Here is a 22,188-nt window from a genome sequence, read left to right as displayed (position 1 = left end):
ACCAGGCAGGAGAACGCACACCAGATGACCACTGCAGCCGTTCGAGGTATCGACACAGCGCCGACGACGAACGCCCAGCTGATCGACTGGGTCCGCGAGGTCGCCGATCTGACGGGCCCGGACGAGGTCGTCTGGTGCGACGGTTCCGACGCCGAGTGGAACCGCATGACGAGCCGCCTGGTGGACGCCGGGACGTTCGTCAAGCTCGACGAGAAGAAGAAACCCAACTCGTTCCTCGCCGTCTCCGACCCCGACGACGTCGCGCGGGTCGAGGAGCGGACCTTCATCTGCACCGTCGACGAGGCCGGCGCGGGCCCGACCAACAACTGGGTCGACCCCGCCGAGATGAAGTCGACGATGTCGGAGCTCTACCGCGGTTCGATGCGTGGCCGCACGATGTACGTCATCCCGTTCTGCATGGGTCCGCTCGACGCGAACCCGCCGATGCTGGGCGTGGAGATCACCGATTCCGAGTACGTCGTCGCGTCCATGAAGATCATGACGCGAATGGGTGCCGACGTCATCAAGCTGCTCGACGACCGCGGCGACCAGTTCGTGAAGTGCCTGCACTCGGTCGGTGCCCCGCTCGAGCCCGGTCAGGCCGACGTCGCGTGGCCCTGCAACGACACCAAGTACATCAGCCACTTCCCCGAGACCCGTGAGATCTGGAGCTACGGCTCGGGCTACGGCGGCAACGCCCTGCTGGGCAAGAAGTGCTACGCGCTGCGCATCGCGTCGGCCATCGCGCACGACGAGGGCTGGCTCGCCGAGCACATGCTGATCCTCAAGCTGATCAGCCCGGAGGACAAGGCGTACTACGTCGCGGCGGCGTTCCCGTCGGCCTGCGGCAAGACCAACCTCGCGATGCTGCAGCCCACGATCCCGGGCTGGCGGGCCGAGACCGTCGGTGACGACATCGCGTGGATGCGGTTCGGCGAGGACGGCCGGCTCTACGCGGTCAACCCGGAGTTCGGCTTCTTCGGTGTCGCGCCCGGGACGAACTGGAAGACCAACCCCAACGCGATGCGCACCATCGAGAAGGGGAACTCGCTGTTCACCAACGTCGCGCTGACCGACGACGGCGACGTCTGGTGGGAGGGGCTGGAGGGCGAGCCGCAGCACCTCACGAGCTGGACCGGTGAGAGCTGGACGCCCGAGTCGGACAAGCCGGCCGCGCACCCCAACTCCCGCTACACCACGCCGATCAGCCAGTGCCCCGTCGTCGCGCCGGAGTGGGAGGACCCGAACGGCGTGCCGATCTCGGCGATCCTGTTCGGCGGCCGCCGCAAGACGACGGTCCCGCTGGTCACCGAGGCCCGCGACTGGCAGCACGGCACGTTCATGGGCGCCACCATGTCGAGCGAGACGACCGCGGCGGCCAAGGGCAACGTGGGCCAGGTGCGCCGCGACCCGATGGCGATGCTGCCGTTCCTCGGCTACAACGTCGGCGACTACTTCCAGCACTGGATCAACGTCGGCAAGGGCGCGGACGCCGACAAGCTGCCGAAGATCTTCTACGTCAACTGGTTCCGCCGCGGCGAGGACGGGCGCTTCCTGTGGCCGGGCTTCGGTGAGAACAGCCGCGTCCTCAAGTGGGCGATCGAGCGGATCGAGGGCAAGGCCGCCGCGGAGGAGACCGCGATCGGGTACGTCCCGACGCCCGAGGCGCTCGACATCGACGGTCTCGACACCGCGCTCGAGGACGTCCAGGCCGCTCTCGAGGTCGACCCGGAGGAGTGGAAGGCGGAGCTCCCGATGATCGAGGAGTGGTTCGAGAAGGTCGGCGACACGCTGCCGACGTCGATGCGTGACGAGCTGGAGGCCCTGCGCCTGCGCCTCGGCGACTGACGGATCCCGACAAACCCGGCGGCCCGTCGCACCTCCCGGTGCGGCGGGCCGCCGTCGTCGTCGGGGAGGCCGACCTCCCGCGCTGCACGATCGGGTGACCAGCCCTACGATCCGCCCGCCGTATCGGATCGGGGGAGGGCTCACCTCATGTCGGACACGACGCCGCGGCCGTCGCCGAGGCCCGCGGAACGCAGCGGGTGGCGGTTCAGCGCGTGGAACCTGTTGTTGCTGGTGCCGCTGTTGATGCTGGTCACGCCGTGGTTCAACACGGTGACGCCGAGGCTGTTCGGGATGCCGTTCTTCTACTGGGTCCAGTTCGTCTGGGTCGTCGTCGGTGTCGCCTGTGTCGCGATCGTCTACCGCATGACGCGCGACGAGCCGGTGACGAACGCGCCCGACGAGCTCGGCGTCGACGACCTCGACGAGAGGAACGTCCGATGACCAACTGGGTCGAGCTCGTCGTCTTCCTCGTCCTCTTCCTGGTCGTCACCGTGCTGGGCTTCCTGGCGGCGCGGTGGCAGCGCGGCGGCCACTTGGAGCACCTCGACGAATGGGGTCTCGGCGGCCGCAAGTTCGGCTCGTGGGTCACGTGGTTCCTCGTCGGCGGCGACCTCTACACCGCGTACACGTTCGTCGCCGTCCCCGCGCTGCTGTTCAGCTCGGGCGCGCTCGGCTTCTACGCGTTGCCCTACACCGTCGTGCTCTACCCGTTGGTGTTCCTGCCGGTGCTCCGGATGTGGTCGGTCTCGCGGGTGCACGGGTACGTGACGCCGGCCGACTTCGTGCGCGGCCGATACGGCAGCTCGCTGCTGGCCCTGATCGTCGCGATCACCGGCATCGTCGCGACGATGCCCTACATCGCGCTGCAGCTCGTCGGCCTGGAGGCAGTGCTGCGCACGATGGGGATCAACGCGTCCGGCATCCTGGGGCACCTGCCGCTGCTGATCGCCTTCGTCATCCTCGCCGTCTACACCTACCAGTCGGGGCTGCGGGCGCCCGCGCTGATCGCGTTCGTCAAGGACATCCTGATCTACGCCGTCATCCTCGTGGCGGTGCTGTACCTGCCCGCCAAGCTGGGCGGCTGGGCGTCGATCTTCGACTCCGCGCAGGCAAAGCTCTCGCAGCCGAGCGCGACGAGCGGGGGCAAGCCGCAGGGGTCGATCCTGCTCACGGGGTCGAACCAGCTGCAGTACATCACCCTGGCGCTCGGGTCCGCGCTCGCGCTGTTCCTCTACCCGCACTCGGTGACCGGTGTGCTGGCCTCGCGCGGGCGGGCGGTGCTGAAGCGCAACATGGTCGCGCTGCCGGCGTACTCGCTCCTGCTGGGTCTCCTCGCGCTGCTCGGCTACGTCGCGATCGCGGCGGGGGTCAAGCCCGTCACCAACAACGCGACCGGCCGGCCGGACGCCAACACGATCATCCCGGCGCTGTTCGACTCGCAGTTCGGCTCGCTGTTCGCGGGCATCGCGTTCGCTGCCATCGGCATCGGCGCCCTGGTACCGGCGGCCATCATGTCGATCGCGGCGGCGAACCTGTGGACGCGCAACGTCTACAAGGAGTACCTGCACCGGAGCGCGACGCCTCGGCAGGAGGCGCGCCAGGCCAAGCTGGCGTCGCTCGTGGTCAAGTTCGGCGCGGTCGCGTTCATCCTGTTCATCGACCCGCAGTTCTCGATCGACCTGCAGCTCATCGGCGGCGTGATCATCCTGCAGACGCTGCCCGCCGTCGCCATCGCGCTCTACACGCGCTGGCTGCACCGTTGGGCGCTGCTGGCGGGCTGGGTCGTCGGCATGACCTACGGCATGTACCTGCTCAGCATCATCCCCAACCCGGCCACGGGCCGGCGGCACTTCGGCGGGTCGGCGCTGACGCTGGACAAGCTGACGATCCTCGGCTGGCACCCGTTCGCCGGCTCGACGGTCCAGATCTACGTCGGCTTCGTGGCGCTGGTGGTCAACCTGGTCGTCGCCGTCGTCGTCACGTGGTTGCTCCGGGCGGCAGGGGTCTTCAACGGTCCGGACCAGACCGCTCCCGCCGACTACCACGCGGACGAGGGCTCGCCGCGGCTCAAGCCGGTCGCGGACGCCGTCGCGGGCGCGCCGGGCGCGAAGGTCGTCGCGAGCGAATGACCGCGGTGCCGGCTACCTGCCGGGGCCGGTCGGATGGGCGTCACCGACGGTGACGTCCATCCGGACATTTCGGGCCTGCCGCTTGGGCGCAGCGATCGCCCCGCTCGGCGCATCGATCCAGCGTCTTGCGCACTCCGTTACGACACGTGGACGGGGTGTCACTCCGACGAGTGTCCGGATCCGGATGCAAGGCCTGCCACGCACCGCAGAGAGTCACCGTTCAGCGGCGCGGCGTTGCAGTCGTACACGATCGGGGTGGAACATTGCGTAATTCTGCGCGATACATCCTGTGACCGTCGCCGAACCCCCGGCAGGCGGGACCAGGTGGAGGTGACACTGGTGCTGGACGTCGGACCCTCGAGCTCGCTCGGGGTGGACGCGCATCTCGCGGCCTTCGTCGACCGGCTCGCCGGCGACGCCGCGACCGGACCGGCCGACGCAGCACGTCGCCGGATCCAGGCGTCCATCACCGCCGGTGCCGTACCGCCCGGCCTGCGCAGGCTCGCCGAGGCGCTCGCCGCCGACGCCGAGGGCATGCCGCGGCCCCGCCACCCCGTCGAGGACGCCGACTCCGTCGCCGGGGCACTGCGCACCAACAGCCTCGTCGTCCTCGACGACTTCGACGTCGACGCCGTCGTCGGCGCGCTCGCGGCGCTGCTGCGTGACGGCCGTCGCGTCGCCGTCACCGCGGCGGACCGGGCCGACCTGACCGCGTTGCGCGACGCCCTGACCCCGGCGATCGTCCGGTGCTGCGCCGACGCCCTCCCCTCGCTCTCGGCCGCCGAGCAGCGAGAGCTGCGCCGGCTGCTCGCCACTGCCAGCCCCGAGCGCCGCGCCCGCCGCGGTACCCAGCTCCCGCCCGCCGACCGCTTCCCGCCCGTCGACGACGTCGCCACCCTCGTCGCCCGCGCGACCGGGACCAGCGCGGCCGACCAGGGGCTGCTCGGCGGGCTGCTGTCGGGCATGGACGCCGGTCGCCGCGCCGCGGTCGTCGACGTCGCCCGCACCGTCGACGCCGCGCTGGCGGCACTCGGTCCGCGCGTCCCCGGCGAGTGGTCGTGGACGTTGCTGCGCAACCTCGTGCACAACACGTACGCGGGCGTGTTCGACGCCCTCCTCGAGCAGGTCGGCCAGGCGCTCGCCGAGAGCCGCCACGTGCAGGCGGCACCCCCGGTCGCGGTCCTCGGCGGGCTGCCGCCGCACGCGCCGTACACCCTGCGGCGCTACGCGGAGTTCCTCCGCGCCGGTGGCCGCAACCGCTCGTACTTCCGCAACCCCGCCCAGCGCGACGTCCAGCCCGTGCTGCGCCAGCTGCGCGTCGGCGACGCCGTCCCGGAGACCCCCGAGCAGATCGAGGTGGCACTGCGGCACCTCGAGCTGGCCGACCGGCTGCGCGACATCGATGCCGCCTGCCGCCAGGCCGGTGTGCCGGCGCCGCGGTCGGCCGCCGATCTCGTCGACCTCGACGGGGCGCTGCGTCGCGTGGGCACGGCGGCCCGTGCCGTCGGGACCCTGCGCCACGACGTGCTGTTCATCCACCCCAACTCGCCGGTCTCGGTGCCGGACCTCGACAGCGCGCAGCAGGTCACCGCAGCGATCCTCGACTACGACGCGCACGGCTCCGCCGACGAGGCGGCCCGCCGGCTCGAGGCGATGGTCGGCGAGCTGGCCCGGCTCATCCCCGTGACCCGGATGGCGCCCGAACACACCCGCGCCGTCGAGGCGTTGCGCGCCAATGACGTCACGGGCTACGCCGCCGCACTCGACGACCTCGCCGCCGCCCGCAGCATCGCGGCCGCCGAGAACCGCTGCGCGGAGCTCACCGAACGGCTGCGCCGCGAGCTGCCCCGCGTCGCCGAGGCCTGGGAGGCCGCCAGCGCGGACCGTCAGGGCGGCTTCGGGCTGGCCTGGTTCGTCGAGGCCGACCGGCTGCTCGAGAACCTGCCCGAGGCCGACACCGTCGACGTCGTGCTGCTGCTCGGCGCGGCGGAGGTCGGCGTCGACCGGCTGCTGCTGACGGCCGTCGCGCCGCGGCTGGCCGCCGTCGTCGCACCGGGGGTGCGGCCCGCCGAGGGCCCGACCCTGCTGAGCGTCGTGCAGCGCGCGTCGGCGCTCGTTGTCGCGGGCCGTCCCGAACCGTCGGCCCCGGCCGCGCGGGTCGTCCGGCTCAGCGACGCGGCCCGGGCGCGGGCCGCCGCCGGATCGGCCCGCCAGGACCCGGCCTGAGGTCTCCCGCCGGGCGGCTCGGCGCACCGCGTCCGGCGACCGGTCCCCGGCTACCGTCAGGGGTATGACCGACACGCACCCCGTGAGCCGCTTCGGCGTCGTCGAGCTCGACGACATGCCCGACGACCTGCGCGAGCGCATCGGGGCCGTCGCCGAGAAGTCCGGCTTCGTCCCCAACGTGTTCAAGGCGCTGGCCCGACGCCCGCGCGAGCTGCGCGCCTTCCTCGACTACCACGACGCGCTCATGGACAGCGACGAGGGACTGTCGAAGGCCGAGCGCGAGCTGGTCGTCGTCGCGACCTCGGGCGCCAACCACTGCACGTACTGCGTCGTCGCGCACGGGGCGATCCTGCGGGTGCGCACGAAGGACACCGAGATCGCCGACCGCGTCGCGACGAACCCCTACGGCGTCGAGCTCAGCCCGCGCGAGCGCGCGATCGTCGACCTCGCGCTGATCGTCGCGACCGACTCGTCGTCGCTCACCGAGGCCGAGCTCGACGACGCCCGCGCCGCGGGTCTCACCGACGAGGAGATCTGGGACATCGGGGCCATCACCGCCCTCTTCGCGATGTCCAACCGGCTCGCGCACCTCACCGCCCTGCGGCCGAACCCGGAGTTCTTCCTGATGGGCCGGCTCCCCCGGTAGCGCCGGGCGGCTACAGCACCTTCGACAGGAACGAGCGGGTGCGTTCGTGCCGCGGGGCGGACAGCACGTCCCGCGGCACGCCGGACTCGACGATCACGCCCTCGTCCATGAAGACCAGGCTGTCGCCGACCTCCCGCGCGAAGCCCATCTCGTGGGTCACGACGAGCATCGTCATGCCGTCCGCGGCCAGCCCGCGCATGACGTCGAGCACCTCGCCGACGAGCTCGGGGTCGAGCGCGGACGTCGGCTCGTCGAACAGCATGAGCCGCGGCTGCATCGCCAGCGCCCGGGCGATCGCCACACGCTGCTGCTGGCCACCGGAGAGCTGCCCGGGGTACGCGTCGCGGCGGGCGGCGAGCCCGACCCGGTCGAGGAGCGCGTCGGCCTCCTTGCGCGCGGCCGACCGCGACCGGCCGAGCACCGTCCGGGGCGCCTCCATGACGTTCTCGGCCGCCGTCATGTGCGGGAACAGGTTGAACCGCTGGAACACCATCCCGATGTCGCGCCGCTGCCGCGCCACCTCGGACTCGCGCAGCTCGTGCAGCTTGCCGCCGCTCTCGCGGTAGCCGACCAGGCTGCCGTCGACCCGCATCCGGCCCGCGTCGATGCGTTCCAGGTGGTTCACGCACCGCAGCAGGGTCGACTTCCCCGAGCCCGACGGCCCGATGATGCAGCAGACCTCCCCGGGCTCGACGACGAGGTCGATGCCCCGCAACACCTCCGTGCGCCCGAACGACTTGTGGATGCCGGTCGCCTCGACCATCGGCGTCACGTGTTCACCGCCCGCGACAGCAGCCTGCTCCCCGGCCGGTCGGGAACGAACCCGCGCCCGAAGCGGCGTTCGACGAAGCCCTGCCCGATCGTCAGCAGCGACGTCAGCACCAGGTACCAGAACGCGGCGACGATGAGCAGCGGGATGACCTGGAAGTTCTGGTTGGAGATGCGCTGTGCCGACGTCAGCAGCTCGAAGTAGCCGATGACCACGACGAGGGACGTGGTCTTCAGCATGGAGATCGTCTCGTTGCCGGTCGGCGGCACGATCACCCGCATGGCCTGCGGCAACACGATGCGGCGCATCGTCTGCGACCGCGTCATGCCCAGCGCGCCCGCCGCCTCGGCCTGCCCGCGGTCGACCGACAGCATGCCACCGCGGACGATCTCGGCCATGTAGGCGGCCTCGTTGAGCCCCAGCCCGAGCAGACAGGCGGCGAACTGCGTGATCAGCACGTTGGTGTCGACGGAGATGAACTCCGGCCCGAACGGCACGCCCAGCGACAGCCGCGGGTAGAGCGCCGCAAGGAAGTTCCAGAACAGCAGCTGCGCGATGAGCGGGGTGCCGCGGAAGAGCCAGATGTACGTGGCCGCGGCGCCGCTCACGACGGGGTTCGGCGACTGCCGCATCACCGCCAGCCCGACGCCGCCGACGATGCCGATGGCCATCGACAGCACCGTCAGGACCAGCGTGTTGCGCAGCCCGTTGAGGATCGGCGCGGAGAACAGGTAGTTCCCGACGACGTCCCAGCCGAACCGCTCGTTGGTGAGGACGGTGTGCACCAGCATCGCCGCCAGCACCGCGAGGACCGCGACGGCCACCCAGCGGCCCGGGTGCCGGACCGGGACGGCGCGGATCTCCTGCCGCTCCCGCCCGGCCGGTTCGGCCCCGGGCCGGTCGGTCACGCTCAGCTCCGGACCTCGGACGTCGGGATCGCGCCGTCGCCGACGCCCCACTTGTCGAGGATCTTCCGGTAGGTGCCGTCGGCGATGAGCGCCTGTACCGCCTGCTGGACGGCCTGCGGGTACTGGCCCTGGTTCTTGTTGACGACGACCCCGTACGGCGCGGTGTCGTACGCGGACCCGACGACCTGCAGCTGGTCGCCCGTCGTCTTGACGGCGTAGGCGATGACCGGCGAGTCGGCGAGCATGCCGACGATGCGGTTCGACGTCAGCGCCAGCGTCACGTCGGTCTGCTGCTGCAGCTCGGTGGACTGGATCGCGGGCTTGCCGGCGTCGGTGCAGGCCTTGCTGCGGGTGGCGATGTCGTCGACCTGGACCGTGCCGGCCTGCACGCCGATCGCCTTGCCGCACAGGTCGTCGATGCTCAGCCCGTCGGGGTTGCCCTTCTTCGTCGCAAGGCTGGTGCCCGCGCTGAAGTAGCTGATCATGTCGACGAGCTGCACCCGCTCGTCGTTGATCGTGAACGACGACAGCGCCATCTCGTACTTGCCGCCCTGGATGCCCGGGATGATGCCCGGGAACGCGCTGTTCTGGAACTCCGGCGTCAGCCCGAACTTCTGGGCGATCGCCGTGCCCATGTCGACGTCCATCCCGACGATCGTCGTGCCGTCGGTGTCGACGAACTCGTTCGGCGGGTACGACGCGTCCACACCGAACACCAGCTTGCCGTCCGAGGTGACGCTCGCCGGGACCATCGCGGCGAGCGCCGCGTCCTTCGCGACCGTCGGGATCGCCGCCGCGGACGTCGTGGGGGCGCTGCCACCGCCGCCGCCACCGGAGCCGTCGCCGCCCGCGCCGCATGCCCCGAGCGTGGCGGCGAGTGCGGCGACGGCCAACGCGGAGCCCAGCCTTGTACGACGAGTCACGAGAAACCTCCGGGTTTCCTCGATCGGGGTAATCCGGATGGTGCCACCGACACCGACCGGTGGCACCCTGTGCGGCCCGGTCGTAACCCGACCGATTCCGGAGGGACACCCGGCGGATGGCTCGCGATTCGCCCGGCACGGCGGTGGGTACGGGGAACGGGACGGGCGGACCGGACGTTCCACAGGCGACGGACACCCGAACGAGGAGGACCACGATGGGGCTGATGAAGAAGCTCGCCGTGATCGGCGGGGCCGCCGAGGCTGCGCGCCGGTACGCCCGGAAGAACCCGGACAAGGCCGGCCGCTACGTCGACCAGGCCGCCGAGTTCGTCGACAAACAGACGAAGGGCAAGTACAAGGGCCAGATCAGCGGTGTCGCGGGAAAGGTCAAGGGCGCGGCCGGGATCCAGCGGCCCGGACCCCAGGTCTGACCGACCAGCGGTGACCCGTCCCGCGACGGCCGCACGGCCGCCGCGGGACGTTGCGCGTCCGCCACAATCCGGCCACTGATCTTGTGGTGCGGTGTGCTGCGGCGCGGCCCCGCAGCGTGCCAGGATCGTGGCACCAGCATCGTCGAGTGCCGGGTCGCCCGCCCTCACCGGGGCGGGGCCCGGTGCCGTCCGGGTCTGTCGCCACGAGCGGGCCGGGCGGCCGTGCGCGAGGAGGCACCGTGTCCGTCTCTGATCGTCCCCAGGCCTGGAACCCGGCCGATCCCCGGTCCCGTCCCAACCGCGAACAGGTCCTCGCCGGCCTGCGCGGCACCGACGCGGGCGGTCCCGAGCTCGTCCAGCTGCTGACCCCCGAGGGCGAGCGGGTCTCCGACCCCCGCTTCGACGCCTACGCCGACGACGTCGACGTCGAGGCGCTCACGTCGCTGTACCGCGACATGGTCCTGGTCCGCAGGGCCGACCGCGAGGGCAACGCCCTGCAGCGCCAGGGCCAGCTGGGCATCTGGGTCCCGCTGCTCGGCCAGGAGGCCGCCCAGATCGGCGCCGGCCGCGCGCTGCTGCCCACCGACATGGTCTTCCCGAGCTACCGCGAGCACGGTGTGGCCTGGTGCCGCGGCATCGACCCGACCGACCTGCTCGGCATCTTCCGCGGGACCGACCACGGCAGCTGGGACCCGTTGGAGAAGCGGTTCCACCTCTACACGATCGTCATCGGCAACCAGTGCCTCAACGCCACCGGCTACGCCATGGGTCAGCGCTTCGAGGGCCGGGTCGGCAACGGCGACGGCGCCCCCGAGGGCTCGCCGGACGAGGCGACGATGTGCTTCTTCGGCGACGGCGCCACCTCGCAGGGCGACGTCCACGAGGGCTTCGTCTGGGCCGCCGCGTACGACGCGCCCGTCGTCTTCTACTGCCAGAACAACCAGTGGGCCATCTCGGTGCCGCTGTCGCGCCAGACCCGGGTGCCGCTGCACGAGCGCGCCCGCGGGTACGGCTTCCCCGGTGTGCGCGTCGACGGCAACGACGTCATCGCCTGCCTCGCCGTGTCGCGCTGGGCGCTCGAGGAGTGCCGCAGCGGCAACGGGCCGGTGCTCATCGAGGCGTTCACCTACCGGATGGACGCCCACACCACCTCCGACGACCCCAGCCGGTACCGGCTCGCCGACGAGCTGGAGCTCTGGAAGCTCAAGGACCCCATCGAGCGCGTGCGCGTCAACCTGGTCCGCGAGCACGGCGTCGGGCAGGAGTTCTTCGACGGCGTCGCCGCCGAGGCCGACGAGCTCGCCGCCCGGCTGCGGGAGTTCTGCCTCGCCATGCCCGAGCCGGCACCCGACCGGATGTTCTCCGAGGTCTACGCCGAGCCGTCGCCGCTGGTCGAGGCGCAGCGCGAGGAGTTCCTGGCCTACCACGCCTCGTTCGCCGACGAGCCGCTCGCGGGTTCGGGTGTCGGTGCGGAGGGGGAGGTCTGACATGGCCGTCCTGACGATGGCGAAGGCCCTCAACGACGGGCTGCGCAAGGCCATGGAGGCCGACCCGCGGGTGCTCGTGATGGGTGAGGACGTCGGCAAGCTCGGGGGCGTCTTCCGTATCACCGACGGGTTGCAGAAGGACTTCGGCGAGCAGCGCGTCCTCGACACCCCGCTCTCGGAGTCCGGGATCATCGGCACCGCCGTCGGGCTCGCCATCCGCGGGTTCCGGCCGGTGTGCGAGATCCAGTTCGACGGCTTCGTCTTCCCCGGCTACGACCAGATCGTCTCCCAGCTGGCGAAGGTGCACTTCCGGTCGCAGGGCAAGGTGCCCATGCCCGTCGTCGTGCGCATCCCGTTCGGCGGCGGCATCGGTGCGGTCGAGCACCACAGCGAGTCCCCCGAGTCGTTGTTCGCGCACGTCGCGGGGCTGAAGGTCGTCGCGTGCTCCAACCCGTCCGACGCCTACTGGATGATCCAGCAGGCCATCGCCACCGACGACCCGGTGATCTTCTTCGAGCCCAAGCGCCGGTACTGGGAGAAGGCCGAGGTCGAGCCGGACGCCACCCCGCCACCGCTGCTGCGCTCGCGGGTGCTGCGGGAGGGCACCGACGTCACGGTCGCGACGTACGGGCCGCTCGTGCGGACGTGCCTCGACGCGTCGGTGGCCGCGGCGGCCGACGGCACGTCGCTCGAGGTCATCGACCTGCGGGCGCTCTCGCCGCTCGATCTCGCGCCGGTCTACGACTCCGTGCGGCGGACCGGCAGGCTCGTCGTCGTCTCGGAGGCGCCGTCGGAGAGTTCGGTGACGGCCGAGGTCGCCGCCCGCGTCCAGCAGGACTGCTTCCACTCCCTCGAGGCGCCCGTGCTGCGGGTGACGGGGTTCGACACCCCGTACCCGCCCTCCAAGTGCGAGGACGACTACCTGCCCGACCTCGACCGGGTGCTCGACGCCGTCGACCGCTCGAAGGCCTGGTGACGCACGTGCGCCGCGAGTTCCGCATGCCCGACGTCGGCGAGGGGCTGACCGAGGCCGAGGTCGTGAGCTGGCGGGTCGCCCCGGGCGACACCGTCACCGTCAACCAGATCCTGGTCGAGATCGAGACGGCCAAGGCCGTCGTCGAGCTGCCGTCCCCGTACGCGGGGACGGTGGGCGAGCTGCTGGCCGAGCCGGGGGTGACCGTCGAGGTCGGCACCCCGATCATCGCCATCGAGACCGCCGAGGCCGGCTCGCCCGAGCCGGCCGCCGCTGCGGCCCCGTCGGACGAGGGCGGGGCGAAGATCGGCGAGGCGGGTGCCGACGGGCGGATCGCCACGCTGGTCGGGTACGGCCCGCGGCAGGGGACCGTGGCGCGGCGTCCGCGCCGTGGCTCCCCGGGCGCGGCGGCCCGGCCCGCCGCTCTGGCCGACGCCGCCGTCGCGCCCGCCGAGGTCGAGCCGCCCGCCCCCGAGGCGCCCTCGCAGGCCGCACCCGCGTCGGTCGGGGGCCCGGCTCAGACGCCGGGCGCCGATCCCTGGGGCGACCTCGTCCCGCTGGCCAAGCCGCCCGTCCGCAAGCTGGCCCGCGACCTCGGCGTCGACCTCCGGCAGGTCACGGGCACCGGCGCCGGGGGCGTCATCACGCGCGACGACGTGCAGGCGTTCACCGCGGCCCCCGCCACCGAGCCGGCGGCCGCGGCAGGGCCCGCGGTCGGCCGCGAGGACCGGCGCGAGGCCATCCGCGGCGTCCGGAAGGCGACGGCGGCGGCGATGGTGTCGTCGGCGTTCACCGCTCCGCACGTCACCGAGTTCCTGTCCGTCGACGTCACCGCGACCATGGACCTGCGCGACCGGCTGCGCGCGGGCCGCGAGTTCCGTGACGTCAAGCTGACGCCACTGGCGTTCGTCGCGAAGGCCGTGTGCCTGGCGGCGAAGCGCACACCGGCGATCAACGCGACCTGGGACGCCGACGCGGGAGAGATCGTCTACCACGGCGCCGTGCACCTGGGGATCGCCGCCGCGACCCCGCGCGGGTTGATCGTCCCCAAGATCCGCGACGCCGACCTGCTCGACCTGCGCGCGCTCGCGACGGGGCTGTCCGAGCTCACCGAGACCGCCAGGGCCGGGAAGACCCCGCCCACCGACCTCGTCGGCGGCACGTTCACGATCACCAACGTGGGGGTGTTCGGCGTCGACACGGGGACCCCGATCATCAACCCGGGCGAGGCGGCGATCCTGGCGGTCGGCGCCATCAAGCCGATGCCGTGGGTCGTCGACGGGGAGCTCGCGGTCCGGACGGTCTGCCAGCTCTCGCTGTCGTTCGACCACCGGCTCGTCGACGGCGAACAGGGATCCCGGTTCCTCGCCGACGTCGGGGCGTTGCTGGAGGACCCGGGGGTCGCGCTCACCTGGTGACCTGACGCACCGTATCGCGGTCGTTACCGGAATCGGGCACGCGGACGGCATCCCGTTCGTTGGACGGACATGCCGTACGTGCTGCTGTACCTCGTCGTCGAGATCGTCGCGCTGGTCGCGCTCGGCTCGTGGATCGGTGTCGGCGCGACGCTGCTCGTCCTGCTCGCCGGGTCGATCATCGGCATCGCGCTGGCCCGTCGTGAGGGGCTGCGTGCCGCCCAGGCGTTCAGCCAGGCGGTCCGCGACCGTCGGGTGGCCCACGCCGAGCTCACCGACGGGATGCTCGTGGCCGCGGCAGGCGTGCTCATCTTCGTGCCCGGACTGGTCACCGACGTCGCCGGCCTGCTGCTGCTCGTGCCGCCGGTCCGCAAGCTCGTGCGCAACCGCCTCGTGCGGGCCGCCGAGCGGGCGAACCCGGACCTGCAGCGCGCCCGGATCTACGGCGAGGGCCCGGTCGTCGACGGCGACGTCGTCGGCCGCGACGGCAACCCGGCCGGGGGCGAGGGTGCCGCGGATCGCGGCGTCGTCCGGACGCTCCCCCGCAGCACGGTCGTCGACGGCGAGGTGGTCGGCGAGGTGGTCGGCGAGGTGGTCGAGGGGACCGTCGTCGACGGCGCTCCCGGCGACCCGGCCGACCGTGTCGACGACCGGCGAGACGGCCCGTCCGGGGCGGTCGGCAGGGCGAGCTGACCCGGCCCGCGCGGGCGCGGACGCGGCGTCCGCGCCGGCCGGCCCGTCGCGGCGCGGCCGGCGCGAACCGGAAGAAGGTCAGCGGTCCTGCACGAACGCGGCAGGAACGGGAGCGTCGTTCTGAGAGGCGTGGGCCAGCCCGACGGCCGTACCCGTCAGTAGGAGCAGGCCCACGGTGCCGGCCAGCAGTGCGCGGACTACGGCGACGGGCCCGCGGCGGCCCGCGCCACGGTCGTGAGGCCGGTCGTTCGGTCGCAGCCGGATCTCGGCCCGGGTGGAGCGATGGAGGCGGTGTCGTGCGCGGCGGCGGCTCATCGAATCGCACCCCTTCCCGATCCGGGGGACCCCGGATGTCGGCGTGCAGCGATTAGGCCGTTCGAGTGTCCATCGTTTGGACGCGAGAATTCCAGTCGACGCGCGTTGTTCACCCCATCGGGGCGGCTCAGGGGATTCGACCGCTCCACAGCGGCTCGACACGCGCCCATTCGCGGTCCCACTGCTCGCTGTCGACCTCGTCGAGTCGCATACGGACAGTCACGAACACGAGGAACAGCGTCGCGAGCGCGACGACGATCCACGCCATTCCCAGCGCGATCCCGACGTTGCGGGCGACCCCCGGCGAGCTCGGCGGCTCCCCGGGTGTGCCCGACCTGTCGACCCAGAGCGTGATCGGTGCCGGGTCGTCGGCGGCCCAGGGCACGACCGTCGTGAGGACACGCCCGTCGGGGGCCACGTAGCGGACGGTCGTCGACGACGTGAGCGCCGCGCCGACCGGATCGACCGGAGGACTCTGCAGCGCGGGGTCGGCGGTCTGCGCCGGCGTGACGATCTGCGCGGCGACGGGGGCGAGCGTCGCGGCCGCGGTGGCGGACCGCTTCTGCTCCCAGTTGTGGGCCAGCATCCCGACGGGGACGGCCAGCAGCACGACGAGGACCGCGGCCGACAGCACGATGCGGCGCAGCCGGGTCCGGGCACGGTCGGTGGGGCGCCGCAGGCCCGCATCGGGCGTCCTCACGGCTGCGGGGTGGTGAGCGCCCACGTCGTCGTGCAGCGGGCGCTCACCCGGACCGGCTCGGGCTCGAGCCCCAGCTCCGTGACGTCGACCTGGCCACGGGCGGCGGCGTCGAACGCCGCGGCCCGCATCATCATCGGTGCCGGCCCGCTGTGGTCGGCCTCGGTCAGCTGGACGAGTGCGCCCAGCGCCGCGCCCAGTGCCCCGGCGTACCCCTCGGCCCGGGTCCGGGCGTCGGCCACCGCGTTGTGCTGTGCCGCGACGAGCGCGGCCGCGGGATCGGCGAGCGTCCAGCGAGGCCCGTCGAGCGAGGCGGGCTCGGCGCTCAGCAGGGCGCCGAGCACGTCCTCCAGCACCGTCAGGTCGGTGATCCGCAGCGCGATGTCCTCCGAGGCGCGGGCGCCCGACTGCTTGCGGCCCCGCCACTCCGTGCCGACGTGCAGCCTGCGGCCGCGCACCTCGACGCCCGCCTTCGCGAGCACGGGCTCCACCACGGCGACGGCGCGCCCCAGGTCCCGGACGGCCGAGGCGCGGTCCTTGCTCGTCGCGGCGAACGACACGTCGATCTCCGCGCGGTCGGCGAGCTGCTCGTGCCAGCCCGTCCCCACCGTCACGATCTGCGGATCCCCCACGACCCCAGTTTGCCGGATCAGCTCGTATCACGGCGTCTAGCAGATCCGTGATACTGCCCTCGACAGTGCGATCGGCCACGTTCCATCCGCCCGTATCCAGTTCTCTCGGATCTCGACTAGAAATGCGTAGACGGGGCGATCGGCGACACGCCATCGGGCTCGATAGCGAAATCTAGGGTCGGCCCAAGACAGCCGGATACCGTCCGATCCATGGACCCGGTCCGCAATCCCTTCGCCCCAGGAGCCGGACAGCGCCCACCCGAGCTCGCCGGAAGGGACAAGGAGGTCGACGCGTTCGAGATCGTCCTGGAGCGCGTCGCACGCGGACGTCCCGAGCGCAGCCTCGTCCTCACCGGGCTGCGCGGCGTCGGGAAGACGGTCCTGCTCGGCGAGCTGCGGTCCATGGCCGTCCGCGCTGGCTGGGGCGCGGGGAAGATCGAGGCGCGCCCCGACGCCGATTTGCGCCGCCCGCTCTCTGCCGCGCTGCACCGTGCGATCCGCGACCTCGCCGTCCGGCACCGCAACCCCGAGCGCGTCGACGAGGTCCTCGGGGTGCTCAAGGCGTTCGCGCTGCGGGCCGCGCCCGATGGCGCCAAGCTCCGGGACCGCTGGCAGCCGGGCATCGACGTCCCCGTCAAGAACGGCCGCGCCGACTCCGGCGACATCGAGATCGACCTCGTCGAGCTGTTCACCGAGGTCGCCGAGCTCGCCGCGGACGTGGGCACCGGCGTGGCCCTGTTCATCGACGAGATGCAGGACCTGCGCCCCGACGACGTCTCCGCACTCTGCGCCGCCTGCCACGAGCTGTCGCAGTCGCGGGCGCCGCTGGTGGTCGTCGGCGCGGGACTGCCGCACCTGCCGGCCGTCCTCTCGGCGTCCAAGTCGTACTCGGAGCGCCTGTTCACCTACAGCCGGATCGGCCGGCTCGACCGCGTCGACGCCGACACCGCGCTGCTGGCCCCCGCGCGGCGCGAGGACGCCGCGTTCGACGGTGAGGCCCTCGACTCCCTCTACGAGCGCTCCGGCGGCTACCCGTACTTCATCCAGGCCTACGGCAAGGCCGCGTGGGACGCCGCGCCCACCAACCCCATCGGCCGTCGCGACGTCGCCGTCGCCGCGCCGGAGGCCGAGGCCGAGCTGGCCGTCGGGTTCTTCGGGTCGCGGTTCGAGCGGGCCACCCCGGCCGAGCGCGAGTACCTGCGGGCGATGGCGGAGCTGTCGGAGGGGCGCGACGAGCCCGTCGTCACATCGGGTATCGCCGACCATCTGGCACGTCGGGCGTCCTCGCTCTCGCCCGCCCGCGACAGCCTCCTGAAGAAGGGGCTCGTGTTCTCGGCGCAGCGTGGTCAGATCGCCTTCACCGTGCCGCACTTCGGTCGCTATCTGTTGACCCAAACCTGAGAGTTAGTTACGCCGAACGAGTGAATCCTCGAAGTCGGGCCAACCGGTGTAACGCCAGGGCCCGCCCGACCGACTCCCTGTACAGCCCCGTGGTGCTGTCGGACCCCCGACCTGGCAGCCCCGCGGGGTTCTTTCTTTTCTCAGGTTCGGGCCCTGCGCCCGGAACGTCGCGGACGCCGGATCCCGCACATGGCCCGGATGGGGTGACCCGTAGCATCTGCCCGGTGCCGGACCCACGCCTCGAGATCCAGATGCTCCACGACCGGGTACTGGTCCGGGTCGTCGAGGGTGCGGGCGAACGGCGCAGCTCCGCAGGCATCGTCATCCCCGCCACGGCGCAGGTCGCGAAGCGGCTCGTCTGGGGAGAGGTGTTCGGCGTCGGGCAGCACGCACGGACGGTCAAGGTCGGGGACCGTGTCCTGCTCAACCCCGAGGACCAGTACGAGGTCGAGGTGCAGGGCTCCTCGTACCTGATCCTGCGCGAGCGCGACCTGCACGCCGTCGCGGCGGAGCGCGCCGAGCACGGCACCGGTCTGTACCTGTGACGCCCGGCCCGCGGGCCGACCACATCTGGTGAAGAGGGGACGACGGAGTTCATGGCCGAGCGCGAGCCCGCGGTCGACGGTGACAGCACGCGGACGAAGGCCGGCCCGACCGCGCCGCTGTCCGGTGACGACCTGTTCGCGTCGCCCACACCGTCCGACGGCGGGTCCACGTCGGCAACGGTGAGCGCCCCGCCCGAGGACGCCTCGTCGCGGGGTCCCGCGTCGCCCGTGGTCGCGATGGTGCCGGGGGCCGACGCGGCCGCGCGCACCGCGCAGAAGCCCGCCGCCCCCGCCGCGGACGCGACACCCGCGGCCCCCGCGGTGAGCGGCCCCTCCACCGGGGCGCCGACGCCCGACGAGGACGGCCGTTCGGAAGCCGCGGCCGCGTGGGCCGGGGCGTCCGCGGCCGCCGGACCGGCATTCGCTACGCCGACCGGCGCCGCCGAGCCCGCCGTGGCCCCTGCTGACGAGGCGGAGCCGACCGCCTCCGACCGCGCGCCGGACGCTCGGGCCGCGGTCACCGCGGAGTCCGCCGCCGCGACGACGGCCGGGGACGGCACTCCCGCCCCGACCGCCGACACCCCGGCACCCGCCGCTCCTGGGCCGGCTGCGACCGGGTCCGGCACCGCCGGGTCCGGCACCGCCGGGTCGGGTGGATCCGCTGCCGGGTCGGCTGCCGCCGGTTCTTCGACCGGGCCGGCCGGGGCCGCGTCCGGTGGGTCTGCTGCCGCTGGAGTCACGGCCGCCGTGTCTTCGGCCGAGCCGGGTGGGTCGGCCCCCACCGGGTCCGCTGCCGCCGGATCGTCGGTCGGGCCGGCGGGGTCTGCTGCGGCCGGGTCTTCGGCCGCCGGGTCTCCGGTCGCTGGGTCGGCCGCCGCTGAAGCCTCCGCCGGAGCCGCTGCCGGACCCGGCACCGCTGGGCCGGGTGGGTCGGCTTCCGGTGCGTCCGCCGCCGCCGGGTCCTCCTCCGGGCCGGCTGGGTCCGCACCCGCCGGGTCGTCCGCCGGGCCCGCCGCCGGGGGCGCCGCTGGGACTGCCGGCGTCGGAGCCGTCGGGTCGTCCGCCGGCGCCGCCACACAGCGGCCCGCTGGACCGGTGTCCGCCACGACCGGGGCCGCGACCGTCGAGCCCGTCCCTGCAGAACCTGCCGCGGGGCCGGGATCCGCCGATGCCGCCGCGGCGCCCGCGTCCGCCCGGCCCGTCACGCCAGGGACGGCTCCTGCCGAACCCGCCGCGGCGGGGCGGGCGCCCGTCGGACCGGCGGCGACCGCGCCCGCGTCCGCCCGGCCCACCTCCGTCGAACCCGCTGCCGGTGACCCGGCTGCCGCCGGGTCCGGCGCGGCGGCACCCGGCACGGCCCCCGCAACCGCCGACAAGGCGGCCGCAACCGGCGGCCGGGCGGCCGCCGACCGCTCGGCCGGCGCCGGATCCGGCGAGCCGTGGTTCAGGACCGACGGCGAGGCGACGACCGTTCTGCCCGCGGTGACACGCATCGCCACGGCCGGGTCCGCGGCCGCGGCGACGTCGTCCCCGGCGGTGAACCGTCCGGTCGCGGCGGCTGCGTCGGTCGACCCGGCGACGGTCCGGATCCGCGCCGCCGCGGACCGTCCGACGCAGGTGATCCCCGCGACCGCCCCCGCCTCACCGCCCGCGACCCAGAACCGGCCCTCGATCCCGGGCTCGCCGTCCCCGGCGCGGCCGGCCGGTGCCGCTGACGCACCGACGGTCGTCGCGGCCGCTGCCGCAGCCGGACCGACGCCCGAGCCGACGGGTGGGACCGCCGGCGGGCCAGGGACGGATTCACCACCACCGGCCTCCCCGAACGGTCAGGACGGCGACGGGCCGAACGGCCCGGACGGCGGTGACGGCAGCCCCACGCGCAGGCGCCGCCGCCGGCCGCTGCTCGTCGCGGCGGCGGTCGTCGGGCTGCTCGCGGTGCTCTACGTTCTCGACCTCGTCCTCGGCTCCGGCACCATGCCGCGCGGGGTGTCGGTCGCCGGCCAGCACGTCGGCGGGCTCTCCCACGAGGAGGCCGAGGCGCAGCTGCGCGCGACGATCGAACCGCGCGCGTCGCAGGCCGTCGACGTCACCGCGGGCGACGTCCGGACCCGGATCGACGCGGCGGCGGCGGGCCTGGGCGTCGACTGGGGCGCCACGATCGAGCGGGCGGGCGTCCAGCCGCTCAACCCGGTCACCCGCATCACGTCGTTCTTCACCGATCGCGACTTCGACGTCGTCAGCTCGGCCGACGACCGCGCGATCGCCGCGGCGCTGGAGGGGCTGGCGCCGCTCGTCGACAAGGAGCCGACCGAGGGCACGGTGCGTTTCGACGGACTGGAACCCGTCCCGGTGATGCCCGAGGACGGGCACCGTCTCGACGTCGCGGCCGCGGTGCCCGTCGTCGAGACGCAGTGGGCGCGCGGCGGCCCGATCGAGCTGCCGCTCGCGGTGCTGCACCCCACGACGACGGCCGACGACGTGCGCCAGGTCGTCGACTCCGTCGCGCGGCCCGCGGTGTCGGCGCCGGTGACGGTCACCGGCGAGGGCGCGCAGGGCACGTTGGAGCCCGCCGACATCGCGAAGGCGCTGACGTTCCGCGCCGACGGCGCCGCGACACCGCGGCTGGTGCCGGAGCTGAACCCCGACGTCGTGTCCGACGCGCTGGCGCCCCAGCTCGCGAGCACCGAGAAGCCCGGGCGCGACGCGACGCTCGACGTCAGCGGCCCCACGCCGGTCGTCGTCCCCTCCCAGGACGGTCGCGGCATCGACTACCCCGCGACCCTGAAGGCGATGGTCCCGGTCCTCACCACGTCGGCACCGCGGCAGGTCGCGGCCGTCTACGGCGACGAGCCCGCCAAGGTGACCACCGAGGACATCGAGAAGCTCGGCATCGCGGGCGAGATCAGCACGTTCACCACCGGGGGCTTCGCCGCCGACTCCGGGCGCAACATCAAGCGCGCTGCCGAGCAGATCGACGGCACGATCGTGAAGCCCGGCGAGACGTTCTCGCTCAACAAGGCGACGAACCCGCGCAACGCGGCCAACGGCTACGTCGAGGCCGGGATCATCGAGGACGGGCATCCGGCGCGCGGTGTCGGCGGCGGCGTCTCCCAGGTCGCGACGACGCTCTACAACGCCGCGTACTTCGCCGGCATGGTCGACGTGGCCCACAAGGAGCACAGCTTCTACATCGGGCGCTACCCGGTGGCCCGCGAGGCGACGGTCTTCGACGACGTCATCGACCTCAGGTTCCGCAACGACGGACCGACGGGCGTCCTGATCAAGACGATCTGGACCCCGTCGAGCCTCACGGTGAAGATCTTCGGCACCAAGCGCTACGAGGTGACCTCGACGACCGGGCCGCGGACCAACGAGGTCCCGCCGAGCCCGGTGACCATCCCCGCGGGGCAGCCGTGTTCACCCAGCCAGGGTGCTCCCGGTTTCACCGCGTCGGACACGCGCACGCTGCGCAACATCCAGACGGGTGAGGTGCGCACGGAGAAGCGGACTGTCCATTACAACCCGTCGCCGATCGTCATCTGCGGCGGCTAGTCGATCTCCGGCCGACCGCCGGTCGGGTGTTCCGGCTTTCGAGATGGTCGTCACATTCGTACCCTCGGCGGTGACAGTCTCGTCACCGACGATCGGGGACTCCGATGCGAATATCGGATGTACTGCGCAACAAGGGCTCGGCCGTGGCGACGATCGGGGCCGACGCCTCGGTCGGCGACGTCATCGCCGTGTTGACGACGGGCAACTACGGTGCGCTGCCCGTCATGGACGGGGCTCGGCTCGCGGGGATCGTGTCCGAGCGGGACGTGGTGCGCAAGCTGCACGAGCTGGGGCCCGACCTGGTCCGTACCCCTGTCGCCGACATCATGACGGCCGACGTCGTGACCTGTTCGCCGGGTGACAGCGCGCTGGAGCTGTCGCGCGTCATGACCGAGCGACGCATCCGCCATCTGCCCGTGATCGCCGACGGTGAGCTCGTCGGCATCGTGAGCATCGGCGACATGGTCAAGGCGCGGATCGACTCCCTCGAGGTCGAGCGAGAACAGCTGCAGTCCTACATCGCCTCGTAGGGCCGCGACACACGCGTGTGACGACGGACGGGCCCGGCTCCGCACCGGGCCCGTCCGTGGTGTGTCCG

General features: G+C 72.9%; 19 protein-coding genes. 14 read left to right on the top strand and 5 right to left on the bottom strand.

Translation table 11 applies throughout. The features are described 5' to 3' along the window. Positions 1-24 precede the first annotated feature (24 nt). The 5 genes from PSED_RS33205 to PSED_RS33185 all read left to right on the top strand — a co-directional run bounded on the left by PSED_RS33205 (position 25) and on the right by PSED_RS33185 (position 6,849). Positions 25-1,848 carry a phosphoenolpyruvate carboxykinase (GTP) gene (locus PSED_RS33205; RefSeq protein WP_013678589.1) on the top strand — a complete coding sequence of 608 codons (1,824 nt, stop codon included), beginning with the start codon at positions 25-27 and terminating at the stop codon, positions 1,846-1,848. Between the two features lie 147 nt (positions 1,849-1,995). Next, complete coding sequence (locus tag PSED_RS33200) at positions 1,996-2,289, top strand: DUF3311 domain-containing protein (RefSeq protein ID WP_013678588.1); 294 nt, start codon at positions 1,996-1,998, stop codon at positions 2,287-2,289. Beyond that, the gene (mctP, locus tag PSED_RS33195) at positions 2,286-3,977 is read left to right on the top strand and encodes a monocarboxylate uptake permease MctP (protein ID WP_013678587.1); all 1,692 of its coding nucleotides are present in this window, start codon (positions 2,286-2,288) and stop codon (positions 3,975-3,977) included. The genes PSED_RS33200 and mctP overlap by 4 nt, the downstream gene beginning before the upstream one ends. 339 nt (positions 3,978-4,316) lie before the next feature. Then, positions 4,317-6,203, top strand: a complete 1,887-nt coding sequence (locus tag PSED_RS33190) for a hypothetical protein (RefSeq protein WP_013678586.1) — start codon at positions 4,317-4,319, stop codon at positions 6,201-6,203. 64 nt (positions 6,204-6,267) lie between these two features. Further along, positions 6,268-6,849, top strand: coding sequence for a peroxidase-related enzyme (locus PSED_RS33185; protein WP_013678585.1), 582 nt, complete (start codon positions 6,268-6,270; stop codon positions 6,847-6,849). A gap of 10 nt (positions 6,850-6,859) precedes the next feature. Here PSED_RS33185 and PSED_RS33180 read toward each other — a convergent pair whose 3' ends face one another. From PSED_RS33180 to PSED_RS33170, 3 genes are read right to left on the bottom strand one after another with little or no spacing between them, the layout of a single operon-like run. Then, entirely contained in the window at positions 6,860-7,621 is a 762-nt protein-coding gene (locus tag PSED_RS33180; protein WP_013678584.1) for an amino acid ABC transporter ATP-binding protein, read from the bottom strand. Then, entirely contained in the window at positions 7,618-8,526 is a 909-nt protein-coding gene (locus tag PSED_RS33175) for an amino acid ABC transporter permease (RefSeq protein ID WP_013678583.1), read from the bottom strand. The genes PSED_RS33180 and PSED_RS33175 overlap by 4 nt, the downstream gene beginning before the upstream one ends. A gap of 2 nt (positions 8,527-8,528) precedes the next feature. Next, a complete protein-coding gene (locus tag PSED_RS33170; RefSeq protein WP_013678582.1) occupies positions 8,529-9,449 on the bottom strand; it encodes an ABC transporter substrate-binding protein in 921 nt (306 codons plus the stop codon). 215 nt (positions 9,450-9,664) lie between these two features. Here PSED_RS33170 and PSED_RS33165 point away from each other — a divergent pair, with 215 nt between their 5' ends. From PSED_RS33165 to PSED_RS33145, 5 genes are all read left to right on the top strand, one after another. Beyond that, positions 9,665-9,880 carry an antitoxin gene (locus PSED_RS33165; RefSeq protein WP_013678581.1) on the top strand — a complete coding sequence of 72 codons (216 nt, stop codon included), beginning with the start codon at positions 9,665-9,667 and terminating at the stop codon, positions 9,878-9,880. Positions 9,881-10,119: 239 nt separating this feature from the next. Beyond that, complete coding sequence (locus tag PSED_RS33160) at positions 10,120-11,367, top strand: thiamine pyrophosphate-dependent dehydrogenase E1 component subunit alpha (RefSeq protein ID WP_013678580.1); 1,248 nt, start codon at positions 10,120-10,122, stop codon at positions 11,365-11,367. A 1-nt stretch (position 11,368) separates the two neighbouring features. After that, positions 11,369-12,343 carry an alpha-ketoacid dehydrogenase subunit beta gene (locus tag PSED_RS33155; RefSeq protein WP_013678579.1) on the top strand — a complete coding sequence of 325 codons (975 nt, stop codon included), beginning with the start codon at positions 11,369-11,371 and terminating at the stop codon, positions 12,341-12,343. A gap of 23 nt (positions 12,344-12,366) precedes the next feature. After that, positions 12,367-13,758 carry a dihydrolipoamide acetyltransferase family protein gene (locus PSED_RS33150; RefSeq protein WP_041763071.1) on the top strand — a complete coding sequence of 464 codons (1,392 nt, stop codon included), beginning with the start codon at positions 12,367-12,369 and terminating at the stop codon, positions 13,756-13,758. Between the two features lie 69 nt (positions 13,759-13,827). Continuing rightward, entirely contained in the window at positions 13,828-14,448 is a 621-nt protein-coding gene (locus PSED_RS33145; protein WP_013678577.1) for an FxsA family protein, read from the top strand. Between the two features lie 442 nt (positions 14,449-14,890). Here the strand turns inward: PSED_RS33145 and PSED_RS33140 are convergent, their stop codons facing one another. Together PSED_RS33140 and PSED_RS33135 are read right to left on the bottom strand one after the other, a co-directional pair. Further along, positions 14,891-15,463 carry an Rv1733c family protein gene (locus PSED_RS33140; protein WP_013678576.1) on the bottom strand — a complete coding sequence of 191 codons (573 nt, stop codon included), beginning with the start codon at positions 15,461-15,463 and terminating at the stop codon, positions 14,891-14,893. Next, the gene (locus PSED_RS33135) at positions 15,460-16,092 is read right to left on the bottom strand and encodes an SIMPL domain-containing protein (protein WP_049803566.1); all 633 of its coding nucleotides are present in this window, start codon (positions 16,090-16,092) and stop codon (positions 15,460-15,462) included. The genes PSED_RS33140 and PSED_RS33135 overlap by 4 nt, the downstream gene beginning before the upstream one ends. 210 nt (positions 16,093-16,302) lie before the next feature. Here PSED_RS33135 and PSED_RS33130 point away from each other — a divergent pair, with 210 nt between their 5' ends. The 4 genes from PSED_RS33130 to PSED_RS33115 all read left to right on the top strand — a co-directional run bounded on the left by PSED_RS33130 (position 16,303) and on the right by PSED_RS33115 (position 22,120). Next, positions 16,303-17,493, top strand: coding sequence for an ATP-binding protein (locus PSED_RS33130; protein ID WP_013678574.1), 1,191 nt, complete (start codon positions 16,303-16,305; stop codon positions 17,491-17,493). A gap of 224 nt (positions 17,494-17,717) precedes the next feature. After that, complete coding sequence (locus PSED_RS33125) at positions 17,718-18,038, top strand: GroES family chaperonin (RefSeq protein ID WP_013678573.1); 321 nt, start codon at positions 17,718-17,720, stop codon at positions 18,036-18,038. A gap of 1,095 nt (positions 18,039-19,133) precedes the next feature. Continuing rightward, positions 19,134-21,590: a VanW family protein gene (locus PSED_RS33120; RefSeq protein ID WP_013678572.1), complete on the top strand. Its 2,457-nt coding sequence runs from the start codon at positions 19,134-19,136 to the stop codon at positions 21,588-21,590. A 104-nt stretch (positions 21,591-21,694) separates the two neighbouring features. Further along, positions 21,695-22,120: a CBS domain-containing protein gene (locus PSED_RS33115; RefSeq protein WP_013678571.1), complete on the top strand. Its 426-nt coding sequence runs from the start codon at positions 21,695-21,697 to the stop codon at positions 22,118-22,120. Positions 22,121-22,188: the final 68 nt, after the last annotated feature.

It is taken from the genome of Pseudonocardia benzenivorans CB1190 (genome assembly GCF_000196675.2).
GTDB classification, from domain to species: Bacteria; Actinomycetota; Actinomycetes; order Mycobacteriales; family Pseudonocardiaceae; genus Pseudonocardia; species Pseudonocardia benzenivorans.
The sequence above is the reverse complement of the archived record's forward strand: the minus strand, read 5'-3'. Positions and strand labels throughout refer to the sequence as shown.